The following is a 13,845-nucleotide window of genomic DNA, read 5'->3' as shown; positions in this document are numbered from 1 at the left end:
CGGCCTCACGACGAGACGCTCTGCCGGGCGCCCAGGGCCTGCGCCACGAGTTCCAGCGGGTGGCGGACGTCGAGACCGGCGGCCGCCAGATGCAGCGAGCAACCGGGGTTGGCGCTGGCCACCACCGAGGCGCCCGAGCGTTCCACCGCCGCCGTCTTGCGGGCGCGGATGGCGGTCGCAAGCTCCGGCTCGAGCATCGAATACGCCCCGCCCGCCCCGCAACACAGCCCGTCGTCGTCGAGCATCACCAGCTCCCGCACGAACGGGCGCAGCACCACCGGCACCGACTCGTGACTGCGCTGCGCGTGCCGCAGGTGGCACGGGTCCTGCAGCGCCACGGTCAACGCCAGCGGCTCGGCGGGCCGGCCGTCCAGCAGCACGTCGAGCCGGTCCGCCAGCCACTCGTGCACGTCGAACACCCGGGCGGCGAAGGCCTCCGCCTCGGGCGTGCCGAGCAGGCGTCCGTAGTGCTTCATCGCCGCCCCGCAGCCGGCCGAGTCCGCCAGCACGGGCCGGTCGTCTCCCGACAGCCCGGCGATGACCTGGCGGGCGATGGCGGCGGCATCGGCCTCCAGCCCGGCGTGGGTGTGCAGCGCGCCACAGCAGGGTGCAGCGCCGGCCGTGGGGGTCACCCCGACCCCGGCGGCCTCCAGCACCCGCTGCACGGCGCGGTGGGTGTGGCGCTGCCAGGCGTCCATGACACAGCCGGTGAAGAGCCAGACGTCGGGCCCGGAGGCGCGGTGCCGGCCCCTGCGCAGCGGCAGGCGGGCCGGGAGGCCGAGGCGCCGCATGGGCAGGAGCCGCAGCCGGCCGGCGACCGCCAGCAGGCTGGAGCCGGCCAGCAGCAGGCGGCGATGGCGCAGCAGCCTCAGGCCCAGGCGCTGCCACCACGGCGTGATCCGGCCTGCGGCGGCCAGCGTCGCCCGGGTGCCCTCCATGAGGTGACCGAACGGCACACCGCTGGGGCAGGCGGTCTCGCAGCCGAGGCACTGCACGCAGGTCTCCATCGACCGCAGAACCTCGTGCGTGATCGGCGCCCCCTCGATCTGCACGGCCCGCATGAGGGCGATGCGCCCGCGTGGCGATTCGGTGTCGCGACCGGTGATCACGAACGTCGGGCAGTGCGGCAGGCAGAGGCCGCAGGCCACGCACGAGGCGAGTTCATCGTCGTCGAGGCGGAGATCCATCAGTTCCGCCGCAGCGGGTCGCGGCCGGGGTTGAGGCGGCCGGTCGGATCGAAACACTCCTTCATCCGCCGGTTCAGCTCGACGACGCCGGGCTCGGCGGGGCGAGGCGGCTGCGGCACCGAGGCGTGCACCACACCGACACCGATCTCGGCCACGAAGTCGACGTCACCGGCGGAGGGGGCGGGCGCCGCACCGTTTCCGCTGCCGAAGGCGGCGGCCTCCACCGGCGTGCACGACCAGCGGTGCGGTGGCAGCGGCGGCGGTCCGGCGACATCGGACAGCTCGCCGAGGCCGCTGAGCATCGCTCGGTCGGCGGCCGTGTCCGGGGCGTAGCCGCTCAGCAGCACCCAGGTCGCGGCGCCGTCCCAGAGGATGGCGGCGGCGCTCCGGCAGCGCTGCCACACCTGGCGGGGATCCGCCGCCTCGAGGTGGAACCAAGCCTCGGACTCGGGGATCGGCACCGTGCGCAACAGCGCCTCGCCGAGCAGACCGAGGGTGCCGAGCGAGCCCACGAGCAGCCGGCACAGGTCGAACCCGCTGACGTTCTTCACCGTGCCGGCGCCGCCGCTGGCCACCCGCCCGTCGGCGCACACATAGCGGGCCTGCAGCAGGGCGTCGCGCACGGGCCCGAGCCCCAGCCGGGTGATCGCCGACTCGCCGACCATCAGCGCCCCGCCCACGGTGCCGCCGGGCCGCTCCGGCAGTGCGGTGCGCTGACCCGAGGCGGCCAGAGCCTCGTGGAACGCAGCCACGGTGGTGCCGGCGCGCACCCGCACCGTCATCTCGGCCGGCTCGAACGCCACGATGCCCGCCGGCGCCCGCAACTCCCGCGTGCCGGACACCGGGTCACCGCCGACGTGGTGGCGGGTGCCGCCGCCGCGCACGCAGACCGGCCCCTCGGGACCCACCTCCGCGGCGAAAGCGGCCAGGGGCGCGTCGATGGCGCCTGCCGGTGTCATGGCACGACGACGCAGGCGCAGCGCAGGGCACGACATGGCCCGCCGGAGCCGGAGACTGGATTCCGGCGTTCGCCGGAATGACGGAGGGGGTCGGGCCTGGGGAGTCGGGGCGACATGCCGGCTTCCCTCAGCCCCAGATCTTGCCGTCGGCGGCGCGCAGCGAGGCGATGTCGGCGCAGCTGTGGGCGCTGGGCAGCACCTTGCCGGGGTTCAGACGGCAGTGCGGGTCGAAGGCGGCCCGCAGCCGGCTCTGCTGGTCCAGGTCGGCGTCACTGAACATGCGCTCCATGTAGTCGCGCTTCTCCACGCCGATGCCGTGCTCGCCCGAGAGCGCCCCGCCCACCGCCAGCGACGCCTCGATGATCTCCCGGCCGGCGGCGTGCACCCGCTCGATGGTTCCCTCGACGCGGGCGTCGAAGGCCAGGATGGGGTGCAGGTTGCCGTCGCCGGCGTGGAAGACGTTCAGGACAGTGAGGTCGTGACGATCGGCGATCTCGTAGACCTGCTCGAGCACCTCCACCAGCCGGCTGCGCGGCACGACGGTGTCGTGCAGGTAGTAGTCGGGAAGGATGTTGGCGACCGCCCCGAAAGCGCTCTTGCGGCCCTTCCAGAGCCGTGCCCGCTCGTCGTCGTCGGCTGCGACACGCACGCTCACCGCTCCGTTGGCGGTGGCGATCTCGGCCACCATCTCGCCGGAGGCGGCGACCCCCCCGGCCGCCCCGTCCACTTCCACGAGCAGCACGGCGGCGGCATCGCGCGGGTAGCCCGCCTTGGCGAAGTCCTCGATGGCGCCGATGCAGCGGCGGTCCAGCATCTCGATGGCGGCCGGCACGATGCCGGCGGCGATGATGGCGCTGACCGTGGCCGCTCCCGCCGACACGTCGTCGTAGGCCATCAGCATGGTGCGCACCGCGGCGGGGTTGGGGGTGAGGCGCACGGCCGCGGCCGTGTTGATCCCGCACATGCCCTCGGAGCCGACGAACGCCCCGCGCAGGTCGTAGCCGGCTGGTTCGGCGCCCAGGTCGCCGAGGGTGACCACCGAGGCGTCGGAGAGCACCACCTCCAGCGCCACCACGTGGGCGCTCGTCACGCCGTAGGCCAGGCAGTGCGGCCCGCCGGAGTTGGTGGCCACGTTGCCGCCGATGGTGCAGGCCTGCTGACTCGACGGGTCCGGGGCGTAGTGCATCCCGTAAGGGGCCAGCCGGCGCGACAAATCGAGGTTCACCATGCCGGGCTGCACCCACGCCACGCCGTTCTCCAGGTCCACCTCCAGCAGCTCGTTCATGCGCGTGAGCGACAGCACCACCGGCCGGCCCAACGGCGCCGCGCCTCCCGCCAGTCCCGTGCCCGCCCCCCGGGGCACCACGGCGCGGCCGTGCTCCGCGGCGATGCGCACGCAGGCGACCACCTGCTCGGTGGTGGTGGGAAAGCACAGCGGTCCGGCGGTGCCCTCGCTGTAGATGGAGGCGTCGCGGGAAGCCAGGTAGCGGGCGGCGGCGTCGGCCCGCACCCGCTCGGCGCCGATGGCCGCACAGAGTTCGGCGACGAGAGAGGCGTCGGGATCTGCGGCGGGCTCAGGCTGTGGCGCCCGGCGCCCCAGGCGACGCGCCGCGGCGGCCAGCGGGGGCGACATCAGCGGTCCGTGGACTTGACCGCAGCCGCGCGGATCAGGTCCTCGCTGGGACCCTCAGCCGTGCACAGCGCCCGGAACGCCTCCAGAACAAGTTGCGGCGAGTTGCGATGACGCTTGGCGGCCACGGCCAGTGGCTCGTGGAACGCCCCGCTGCAGTGGGCGCAGGGCCAACTCAGGAGCGACATCAGCTGGGCGGCCTCGCCGCCGGGGAACATGCGCAGCACCTCCACGACGGTGGTCCTGCCCTTGATCCCCCGGGCGTCGCTGGGCGGCTCCGTGGGCCCTGCCGTCCCGCGCCCGTTTACGCCGCGCACCGTCACCGATGCGCCCGAAGGGCTCAGAGGCGCACCTGCTCGAGCACCCGCACGTCCTCGGAGTGCATGCGGATGGCGTTGCGCGGCAACTGGTAGCGGGCGAACGGCAGCACGATCACCTTGGCGTCGGCACCGTGGCGCTCCATGGCCGCACCGAAGGCCTCGTCGAGGCTCCCGGTGGCGTCCAGGCCGATGTCGGCGGCCATCTCCAGGTTCTCCTCCAGGGTGACCATCGTGAGGTGCTTGCGGGTCATGACCTCGTAGATGGGCACCCAGATGCAGCCTGCCCACATCTGGATGTTGCGGCCGTGGATGTCCCGCAGCACCTTCTGGTAGTTCTCCGGGGAGGCCGGCATGTAGGGCTTCATGAGGTCCATGAGCGCCAGGCCGGGGAAGTCCCCGATCGCCGTGGAGACGCCGGGCGAGGGCGAGCAGTAGATGATCGTGCCACCCTCCCGCACCACCAGGTCCGAGGACATGCAGCCCCACCCGGTGTGGAAGAAGAGGTGGTCGGTGGGGGCGAACACGCCGCAGACGGCGATGTCGGCCGGACCGGCGTCAGCGACGGGGTTGTCGTACGCGTAGATGTCGTTGAACCGGTTGATCGCCTCGACGTGGGCGTCGGGGTGGGCACCGTAGATGCAGTCGATGACCCGGCCGCGGGTGTCCAGCAGCACGTTCATGGTGGCCGACAACCCGCACATGGTGGCGGTCTCGTCGATGTCGGCGCGCATCGGCCCGGCGTAGGCCCCGTAGTGGGTCTGCGGCGAGGGCACGAAGGCGCAGTGGTTGGACTCGACGGTCTCGTCGGACACCACGCCCGGCAGGATCAGCTTGCCGCCCCCGCCGGCGCCCCAGTGGTTGGCCTGCGCGTGGCCGATGGTGAAGATGATCTCCGAGCGGGCCACCTCGTTGTGCAGCCACACGGGCGTGCCCCGGGAGGTGACGCCCACGAAGCTGTAGTTGTCGGTGTTACGGGGCTCGTTCTGGAAGAAGCCGATGCCCATGCGCTCCATGCGGGCCAGGTTCTCGTCGCCGAGCTTCTGGGAGATGTCGCTGTCGGACATGGGGAAGACCTTGCCGTTGGCGCACACCACCCGGGCGTCGGTGATGCCGGCGGCCTCGATGGCATCCAGCACCGGCGGGAGCAGCTTGGAGGCCGGCGTGGGGCGGAACTGATTGTCGATGACCACCGCCACGCTGGAGGCGCCGGCTAGCAACTCGCTGAAGCGCGGCCCGCTGTGCGGGTTCTCCAGGGCCGCCCGGGCGGCCTCGGTGGCGTTGGGCACCGGATCCGGCTCGTCCGGGTAGATGGCCGCCAGCAGGTTCTCGTCGGGGATCTCCAGCTCGAGGGTCTCCCGGTACACCTTGGTCTCGTCGTCGGCCGCACCGATCGTGAGCGGATCGAGGGACTCGTAGGGAATCGAGTATCTGGCCATCGTTCCTCCCGGTCGTCGAGGACTTCGCGTTGAATCCGGCCCCGATCATAGTTCGCCGACCAGCCCTGCTTCCGCTGCCCGACGGCCCGCCGGCCCCGCGATGGTGCGACTACGGGGGCGGCAGGGGGCGGCCGTCGGCCATCGCCGCCCGGAACCACTCGGCGGTCTCTGCCACGCCCTCGGCGAGGGGCGTGCGCGGCACCGGGCCCAGGCGCGCCTCCAGGGCGCTGTCGTCGAGCCCGCGGGGGAAGGGCAGCTGGTCGGTGCCGTGGGTGATCCCCGCGAAGTCGGTGGTGCCGATGATGGCCTCGGTGAAGGAGGCGACCGTCGCCACGCTGCCGTGGAGGTTGTAGACGTCGCAGCCGCCGGGCTCGGCCCGCGCCGCGCCGATCACGATGCGGGCCACGTCGGAGGCGTACTGGAAGTCCATCCAGCCCCCGTACTCGATGTGGTACGGCAGACCCCGCACCGCTGCCAGCAGCGCCTGGCAGGGGTACGACGTGACGCCCTGGTCGCGGCCCGGTCCGTACACGGTGTGCGGCCGCAGGCCCACGCTGGGCGTGCCGTTCTCCTCCCAGTACACCCGGGCGGTTTCCTCGTTGGCCACCTTGTAGACGCCGTAATGCGTGGCCGGGGCGCGGGGGGCGTCGTTGGGCAGGATGTCAGTGTCGTAGCGGTCGGGATGACCGAAGACCGCCACGCTGCTGGTGTAGACGAGGTTGCGGACCCCGTGCGCCTGCGCGGCCTCGAAGACGTTGGCGGTGCCGGCCACGTTGATGGCGGCGCCCAGCGGCGGGTCGGCGCGGCACGTGGGCACCTGCAACGCGCCCAGGTGGACGATGTGGGTTGCGCCCTCGGCGGCGGCGAGCACCTGCTCGGTCACCGTGAGGTCGCCCTGGATGCGCCGGGGCTTGCCCAAGTCGGCCTCATCCACGATGAGCCGCAGCCGCTTGTCGTCGGTGCTGACGTCGAAGAGCGTCATCGCGACGCCCTCGCTCGACAGGTGACGCACCACCCAGGAGCCGATGCATCCCATAGCGCCCGTGATGAGGAAGTGTTCGTCACTCACGGCAGACCTCCGTGTTGGAATGATCCGTCCCGGCATCTGCTGTGGCGCGGCCCGCCCGCGCCGCCGCGACTAGACGCACCGGTTGGTGATCCGGCCGAGGCCCTCGATGGTCGAGACGATCACGTCGCCGCGTGCCAGGTACTGCGGCGGATCCATGCCGAATCCAACGCCCGACGGCGTCCCGGTGAAGATGATGTCGCCGGGAAGCAATTCGCAGATCGACGACAGGTAGGTGATCAGGCGCGGGACGTCGTTGATGAAGTACGTGGTGCGGGCGTCCTGCATCATCGTGCCGTTGACCGAGCAGGTCAGGCGCAGATCCCACGGGTTCTCCAGCTCGTCCAGGGTCACGACCGCCGGGCCGACCGGCGAGAAGTTGCGGTGCGACTTGCCCAGGTTGAACTGCGGGTATCCGCCGGCGAACTGGCCGATCCGCTCGCTGACGTCCTGACCCACCGTGAACCCGGCGATGTGGTCGGCGATGTCGTCGGCGGCGATGTCCCGCCCGGCGCGCCCGATCACGACCACCAACTCCACTTCCCAGTCGCAGTTGCCGGGTACGAGCGGGACCTCGGCGTTCGGTGCGGCCATGCAGGACGGGAACTTGGTGAACACCAGCGGATCGTCGGGGACCGCCATCCCCGACTCGCCGGCATGGTCGGCGTAGTTGAGACCGATGCCGAACACCTGCGGCGGGCGCGGCACCGGGCAGGTCAGGTCGTCGGCGCTGTAGGCGTCGCCGCCGTCGGGGGCATTGTCGGCGGCCCACGCCAGGAATGCCTCCCAGTTGCCCAGGACCTGCATCGGATCGGGCCCGAAGGCACCCCCGGAGGCCTCGGCGATGTCCCAGGCCCGGTCGCCGGCCAGACCCACTGCACGATGATTGATTGCTGCCATTCGCATGGCTACAGGTCTACCAGATCAGCCCCTACTTCCACTCCGACCTGCGGCTCCGGCGGCCGAAGCGGGGACCAACGCCAGGGCGGCGGCGGCAGGGCGGGAGCCGGCGCCGGCTCGCCCGGAATCCCGCCGGCGCGGGACGCTGCCGGGGCGTCCCCGCCGCGCAGTGCTGCGATCTTGCGCCAGGCGGCGTCCTCCATCCACTGGCTGATGCGGCGAGGTCCCGCCAACTCGCAGAGTTGCTCGTAGAGGGGCATCGTGACGGTGATCGTGAGCCGATGGCGCTCGGGCACGAGGGCACCCTACGGGCCGGGGCCGCGGGCGGCGCGATTTTCTTCGGACTTCTCGGATATTCACAGCTCCTCTGGGGAGACCGGGAGGACCCCGAGAGGACGCAATGAGCAGGCTGCGGGCACATCGTCGCCCGACCGACCTCGCGGGTGCAGCGGCGGACATTCGTTGATTCGAGAGAACGAAACCAACAAGGAGCGTTGAATGACCATGATTCAGATGACCGTCGATGAGCGGCCACAGAACCGCGGGACGTCCCCCGACATCGACCTCGTGGGACCGCTGGAGGCGTGCGAGATGCTCGTCGTCGACGAGTCCGAACTGCTCGAGTTGGTGAACGGCGACCAGCTCTCCGCCTACCGCCTGGGCGGCCACATCAGGTTCCGCGCCGCCGACGTGGCGCGCCTCGCCAGGACCTGTCTCCAGCACGAAGCCGGCTAGGCCACGAACAGAACGCCGGCCAGGGTCGGTCCGGCGCGGGGGTCCGGCGGCCGGACCGGGGTCACGAGCCCCGGCGGGCCGCCGGCGCCGCCGCAGCCCCTCGGCCTCAGGCCTCGGCCCGGTCCGTCAGCAGTGCCGCCACCTCGCGCCCGTTGGCCTGGCCCTTGGTGGCGCGCATCACCTGGCCGGTGAAGAACCCCTGCATCTTCTTGCGCTCCCTGCCGTCGCCGGCGCACAGGCGCTGCCACTCGGCGGGATGCTCGGCGATGATCCGGTCCACCACACCGGCCAACTCCCCCGCGCCGACGGCCTCGAACCCCGCTCGCCGGGCGACCGCGGCGGGGCTCTCACCGCTGGTCACCATCTCCGCGAGCACCTCCTTCACCTGGTTGGAGGTCAACTCGCCGCTCGCCTCCATGGTGATCAACCCGGCCAGGCCCGCCGCGGTCAGCCGACCGGTGCCGTCGGCGAGATTCTGCTCCAGGTGCTTCAGCACAGCCTCGGGATCCGCCCCGGCCTCGGTGGCCTCCAGCGCCAGCTCGTCCTGGTCGCGCTCGACCACCAGGCCCAGCCGAGCCGGCGGCTGCCCGGTGGCGGCCGCCAGCCGGCGGCGGCGCCGGCCCGGCAGCGGCGGCAAGCCGGCGCGGATCTGCTCGATCCAGGCCGGGTCCAGAACCAGCGGCACCAGGTCCGGCTCGGGGAAGTAGCGGTAGTCGGTCGCCTCCTCCTTGCTGCGCAGCGCCGAGGTGCGCCCGGTCCCCTCGTTCCAGTGGCGGGTCTGCTGGGTGACCCGCTCGCCCGAGCTCAGCAGGTCGATCTGCCTGCGAGCCTCGTACTCCACTGCCCGGCCCAGCGAGCGCAGCGAGTTGACGTTCTTGATCTCGCATCGGGTTCCCAACTCGGCGGATCCCAGCGGTCGCACCGAGACGTTGGCGTCCACCCGCAGCGAGCCCTCCTCCATCTTGCCGTCGGAGGCGCCCACGGCCAGCAGCGTGGCCCGCAGTTCGGTCACGTACTCCCTGGCCTCGGCGGCCGAGCGCAGGTCGGGTTGGCTGACGATCTCCAGCAGCGGCACGCCGGCCCGGTTGTAGTCCACGAGGGACCAGGCGGCATCGTCGATCCGGCCCGCGCCGCCCACGTGGGTGGACTTGCCGGTGTCCTCCTCCAGGTGCGCCCGCACGATGCCCACCACCTTGCCCGACGGAAGCTCCAGGCTGCCGCCCACGTTGATGGGGCGGTCGTACTGGCTGATCTGGTAGTTCTTCGGCATGTCGGGGTAGTAGTAGTTCTTGCGGGCGAAGATCGACGGCCGCACCTCGGCGCCCAGGGCCAGCCCCACCCGGATGGCCAACTCCACGGCGTGGCGGTTCAGGACCGGCAGCGTGCCCGGCAACCCCAGGCACACGGGGTCGATGTGGCTGTTGGGCTCGCCGCCGAAGGAGTTGAGGCTGGCGCTGAACAGCTTGGTGCGGGTCAGCAACTCGGCGTGGACCTCCAGACCGATGACCGTCTCCCAGGTGGTTCCTGCCGGGGCGCCCAACCCGGGCGACCCCGCCTCCCAGACGATGTCGGCACCGCTGCCCGGTCGATCGCTCACGGCGCTGCCCCCTCCGTCGCCGCGCCGGCGCGGCCGGCACGCCCGGGCGCCGATGGCGTCCCCGGCAGGAGGCGCTCCAAGGCGGCGGCTGCCCGGAACATCACGGCCTCGCCCAGGGCCGGCGCCATCACCTGCACGCCCACGGGCAGCCCGTCGGCACCGCTGCCGAACGGCACCGAGACGGCCGGGTGCCCGGCCAGGTTCGAGGCCACGGTGCAGACGTCGGAGAGGTACATGGCCAGCGGGTTGGCGGTGCGCTCGCCGAAACGGAACGCCACGGTGGGCGAGGTGGGCGCCAGCAGCACGTCGAACCGTTCGTAGGCGGCGGCGAAGTCCCGCATCACCAGGGTCCGCACCTTCAACGCCTTGCCGTAGTAGGCGTCGTAGTACCCCGCGGAGAGGGCGAAGGTGCCGAGCATGATCCGCCGCTTCACCTCGTCGCCGAATCCGGCCGTGCGGGTGACCACGTTCATGTCGGTGGCCCCCGGAGCCGGAACCCGCAGCCCGTAGCGGACGCCGTCGTAGCGGGCGAGGTTGCTGGAGGCCTCCGCCGGTGCGATGAGGAAGTAGGCCGACAGGCCGAAGACCGCTGCCGGCACGCTCACCTCCCCCACCACCGCACCGGCGGACGCCAGCGCCCTCGCCGCCGCCTCGAGCCGCGCCAGCACGTCGCCGTCGATCCCCTCCCCGCAGAGTTCGCTCACGACGCCCACCCGCAGACCGTCCACGCCGCCGGCGAGAGCGCCGTTCAGGTCGCCGACCGGTTCGGGGATCGACGTGGAGTCCAGCGGATCGTGGCCGGCGATGACCGAGTAGAGCAGGGCGGCATCCCCAACGGTGCAGGCCATCGGACCGATCTGGTCCAGCGACGAGGCGAAGGCCACCAGGCCGTAGCGCGACACCCTCCCGTAGGTGGGCTTCATCCCCACGATCCCGCAGAGCGCGGCGGGCTGGCGGATGGATCCGCCGGTGTCGCTGGCCAGCGCCAGGGGCGTCAGGCCCCCGGCGACCGCCGCGGCGCTGCCACCGGAGGACCCGCCCGGCACCCGTTCGGGGTCGCACGGGTTGCGGGTGGGCCCGAATGCCGAGTTCTCCGTGGAGGAGCCCATAGCGAACTCGTCCATGTTGGTCTTGCCGACGACGACGGCCCCCGCGGCGCTCATGAGATCCACGACGGTTGCGTCGTAGGGGGGCACCCAGCCTTCGAGGATGCGGGAGGAGCAGGTGGTCGGAACCCCGCGGGTGCAGATGTTGTCCTTCAACGCCACCGGCACGCCGGCCAGCGGACCGGGATCCTCCCCTGCCGCCACGGCCCTGTCGATGTCCCGGGCCCGGGCCAGCGCCGCTTCGGCGGTCACCGCGTTGAAGGCTCCGAGCTCACCGCCGGCGGCGATGGCGGCGAGGGATTCCTCCACCGCACCGGCGGCGGAGCGCTCGCCAGCGCGCACAGCCGCGGCGATGTCCGCCGCCGGCCCGCCGCCGCTCACGGCGACTCGCCCCGCACCGGCGGCACGCGGAACTGCCCGGCCTCGGTCTCCGGGGCCTGCGCCAGCACCTCGGCCCGATCCAGGCCCGGCTCGGGCACGTCGTCTCGCAGCACATTGCCGACCGGGTAGGGATGCGAAGCGGCGGGCACGCCGTCGAGGTTCAGGGCCTCCACGTCAGCGGCGTGATCGAGCACGCCGGCCAGTTGCGAGGTGAACCGCTCGAGTTCCTCGTCGCTGAGCTCCAGGCGGGCCAGCCACGCAACGTGCGCCACATCGTGGCGGGAGATCCGTTCGGCCATGGCTCGGAAGCTACCCCCCGACGGCGACCACCAGATCCACAGCCGAACCGCGCGGCAATTCCGGAAGCATCTCGTTGACCGCAACCACCGAGCCTTCGGGTACGGCCGGATCCAGAGTGGTCTGCACGGCGCCGATCCTGAGACCGATCTCGGAGAGCCGCAACCCGGCATCCTCGACGGTCATCCCCACGATGTCGGCGGGGATGACGACCAGCGGCTCCCCCAGGCTCACCTGCACCTTGACCGCTTGGCCCTCGTCGAGCAGCTCGCCCTCGGAGGGCAGTTGCCCGACGACCTCGCCGGGCGTTGCGCCCGGGACCCGCACGTCCAGGCGGCGCACCTCCCAGCCCGAGGCCGTGAGCGTCTCCGAGGCCTCGGACCAATCCGTGCCGACCACCCCGGGCACGGCGCGAGCAGGTGTGTCGTCACCGGGAGTGCTGAAGATCACCAGCAGGGCGGCGGCGACCACGACCGCCGCCGCGACCGCCGAGTGCAGCGCGAGGCGCCGGATGCGCCCGGGCTGCGTCGCCGGGCCGACCTCCGCCGGCTCCGGCGAGGCGGGCCTCGCTTCATGCTCTTCGGCGCGCCGGAACGCCTCGTCGAGTCGAGTGGGCGGCGGGAACATCTCGGCGGTGGCGCGCAGCGCCAGCGCCAGCTCGTCGGCCTCGAGGCGGTTCTCGGGTCTGGTTGCCGACGCCTGCGCCAGCAGCGGGGCCAGGCGCGCCACGTTCCTGGCGGTGGCGGTCCCCCCGCCCGCCGGAGCCGTCAGGCGCCCGAGTTGGCTCATCTCCCCGGGCGCCACGGGTCGGCCGGCGGCGGCCTCGGTCAGCACCACCGCAAGGCTGTACACGTCGGCCGCGGCGGCCCCGGCAACTGGGTCGCCGACCGGGGCCGGAGCATCTCCCGGGTCGGCGGTCCCGGCGGCGGGCGCAGGCGTGCCGGCCCCGACGTCGACGGCGGGATACTCGCCTGTCCCGTCCTCTGCCGCGCCGGCCGCTGCTTCGACCGCTTCGTCCCCGGCGGGCGGCATCCCGAGATCGACGACCCGGATCGTCTCGGGGGCGTCGTAGCGGGTCGCTTCGGAGGGATGCAGTGGGCGGCGCAGGAAGTCCACTCCCATGTCGGCCAGCCGCAGCCGGCCGCGCACGTCGACGCAGCAGTTCGCCGGTGTGATAGCCCCGTGGGTGACCCCGCTCCGGCGCAGGTTGTAAAGCGTCTCGGCCCCCTGCAGACCGATGAGCAGCGTCTGGGAGGGCGTGAGGGCCGCCCCCGACTCGATGAGTCGTTGCAGGCGCATCGCCGGAGCCGGATGGACCAGGTACGGCACCGGGTCGAGTTGCCAGTCCAGAAGCGGCAGGACGTGCAGGTGCCGGAGGTTGCGCAACTCCTCCAGGCGGGCCGCGGCGTCCGCCGCGTCGGCCACGGCCTCGGCGTCCAGGAACGTCACCTCCACGTCTTGGCCGCTGTCGCCGTCGGTGGCCCGGTAGGTCCTCCCGAGCCGGCTCTCGGCCACGTATTCGCCGATCCGGTAGCGCCCGGCGATCGGCACGGGCTCCCAGGCGGTCTCGCCGCGTTCGGCGGCGGGGAGTTCGGCCGCCTCCGCAGGGCCGCCGGTGGACACGTCTCCGGCGAGTTCCGGCTCCACCTCGGCTTGACCGGTGTCGTCGCCTTCGAGGGGCTCGAGCACCTCCCCGGGGACGCCGTCGCCTGCGTTCTCGTCAGGAGGCTCGGAGGCTCCGGTGTCCACGATGGTCGAGATTACCGCCGCGGCTGGCGATCAGACCGGCTCTAGCCTGACGGTCGTGGCTCTGAGTAAGCGCCGCCAGGCACTCATCGCCGCCCTCATCGCCACTGCAGGGATCGCCTCCATCACCGCCGCCGTCCTGGTGCGCGACGGCGACAGCGGCCCCCCGGTGGATTCGCGGGTGGAGGAGCTGATCCCCGAGCCGGGCAGCGAGGTGCTCGTGCAGCAGGCGTTCGGGCTCGACCTCACCGACACGCCCCGCTACGTCATCGAGCTGTACCTGAACGGCCGTCGACTGCCCGAGAACGAGTCGGTGCAGGCCACCTCGGTGAACCGGTCCGTGTACCAGCCGGGCCGGTCGCAGACCGTCACGAAGCTGCGCGCCGGGGAGAACTGCGCCCGGGCGGTCTTCTACCCGTTCGCCGAGGGCCCCAACTCGCCCCGCCGGGGCGAGGTCCGCTGGTGCTTCAGGGCCGCCTGAGCGA

General features: G+C 72.4%; 14 protein-coding genes. 2 read left to right on the top strand and 12 right to left on the bottom strand.

The window, feature by feature from the left end:
* Nucleotides 1-5: 5 nt before the first annotated feature.
* The 8 genes from OXG55_10730 to OXG55_10695 all read right to left on the bottom strand — a co-directional run bounded on the left by OXG55_10730 (nt 6) and on the right by OXG55_10695 (nt 7,794).
* On the bottom strand, nt 6-1,187 hold the full coding sequence (locus OXG55_10730; GenBank protein MCY4103716.1) for a (Fe-S)-binding protein: 1,182 nt from the start codon (nt 1,185-1,187) through the stop codon (nt 6-8).
* Nucleotides 1,187-2,146, bottom strand: a complete 960-nt coding sequence (locus OXG55_10725; GenBank protein MCY4103715.1) for an FAD-binding protein — start codon at nt 2,144-2,146, stop codon at nt 1,187-1,189. Before OXG55_10725 ends, OXG55_10730 begins: the two co-directional genes overlap by 1 nt.
* 127 nt (nt 2,147-2,273) lie before the next feature.
* Nucleotides 2,274-3,779 (bottom strand): FAD-binding protein, encoded by a 1,506-nt coding sequence (locus OXG55_10720; protein ID MCY4103714.1) that lies wholly within the window; start codon nt 3,777-3,779, stop codon nt 2,274-2,276.
* On the bottom strand, nt 3,779-4,099 hold the full coding sequence (locus tag OXG55_10715; protein ID MCY4103713.1) for a hypothetical protein: 321 nt from the start codon (nt 4,097-4,099) through the stop codon (nt 3,779-3,781). The genes OXG55_10720 and OXG55_10715 overlap by 1 nt, the downstream gene beginning before the upstream one ends.
* Nucleotides 4,100-4,116: 17 nt before the next feature.
* Entirely contained in the window at nt 4,117-5,532 is a 1,416-nt protein-coding gene (locus OXG55_10710) for a lactate racemase domain-containing protein (GenBank protein MCY4103712.1), read from the bottom strand.
* Nucleotides 5,533-5,641: 109 nt separating this feature from the next.
* Entirely contained in the window at nt 5,642-6,601 is a 960-nt protein-coding gene (locus OXG55_10705; protein MCY4103711.1) for an SDR family oxidoreductase, read from the bottom strand.
* 69 nt (nt 6,602-6,670) lie between these two features.
* On the bottom strand, nt 6,671-7,504 hold the full coding sequence (locus tag OXG55_10700; protein MCY4103710.1) for a fumarylacetoacetate hydrolase family protein: 834 nt from the start codon (nt 7,502-7,504) through the stop codon (nt 6,671-6,673).
* Nucleotides 7,505-7,506: 2 nt separating this feature from the next.
* The gene (locus OXG55_10695; protein ID MCY4103709.1) at nt 7,507-7,794 is read right to left on the bottom strand and encodes a hypothetical protein; all 288 of its coding nucleotides are present in this window, start codon (nt 7,792-7,794) and stop codon (nt 7,507-7,509) included.
* Between the two features lie 202 nt (nt 7,795-7,996).
* Between OXG55_10695 and OXG55_10690 the strand changes: the two genes are divergently transcribed.
* Nucleotides 7,997-8,233, top strand: coding sequence for a helix-turn-helix domain-containing protein (locus tag OXG55_10690; GenBank protein ID MCY4103708.1), 237 nt, complete (start codon nt 7,997-7,999; stop codon nt 8,231-8,233).
* Between the two features lie 106 nt (nt 8,234-8,339).
* Here OXG55_10690 and gatB read toward each other — a convergent pair whose 3' ends face one another.
* From gatB to OXG55_10670, 4 genes are read right to left on the bottom strand one after another with little or no spacing between them, the layout of a single operon-like run.
* Nucleotides 8,340-9,830 carry an Asp-tRNA(Asn)/Glu-tRNA(Gln) amidotransferase subunit GatB gene (gene gatB / locus OXG55_10685; GenBank protein ID MCY4103707.1) on the bottom strand — a complete coding sequence of 497 codons (1,491 nt, stop codon included), beginning with the start codon at nt 9,828-9,830 and terminating at the stop codon, nt 8,340-8,342.
* Entirely contained in the window at nt 9,827-11,317 is a 1,491-nt protein-coding gene (gatA, locus tag OXG55_10680) for an Asp-tRNA(Asn)/Glu-tRNA(Gln) amidotransferase subunit GatA (GenBank protein ID MCY4103706.1), read from the bottom strand. The genes gatB and gatA overlap by 4 nt, the downstream gene beginning before the upstream one ends.
* Nucleotides 11,314-11,616 carry an Asp-tRNA(Asn)/Glu-tRNA(Gln) amidotransferase subunit GatC gene (gene gatC, locus OXG55_10675; protein ID MCY4103705.1) on the bottom strand — a complete coding sequence of 101 codons (303 nt, stop codon included), beginning with the start codon at nt 11,614-11,616 and terminating at the stop codon, nt 11,314-11,316. The genes gatA and gatC overlap by 4 nt, the downstream gene beginning before the upstream one ends.
* A 10-nt stretch (nt 11,617-11,626) precedes the next feature.
* Nucleotides 11,627-13,363, bottom strand: a complete 1,737-nt coding sequence (locus OXG55_10670; protein ID MCY4103704.1) for a PASTA domain-containing protein — start codon at nt 13,361-13,363, stop codon at nt 11,627-11,629.
* Between the two features lie 55 nt (nt 13,364-13,418).
* On the opposite strand from OXG55_10670, the gene OXG55_10665 reads away from it, so the two are divergent.
* Entirely contained in the window at nt 13,419-13,841 is a 423-nt protein-coding gene (locus tag OXG55_10665) for a hypothetical protein (protein ID MCY4103703.1), read from the top strand.
* The last annotated feature ends 4 nt before the right edge of the window (nt 13,842-13,845 follow it).

Source organism: bacterium (genome assembly GCA_026708055.1).
Classification (GTDB): Bacteria; Actinomycetota; Acidimicrobiia; order Acidimicrobiales; family CATQHL01; genus VXNF01.
Note: the sequence above shows the minus strand (reverse complement) of the source record. Positions and strands in the feature narration are given on the sequence as shown.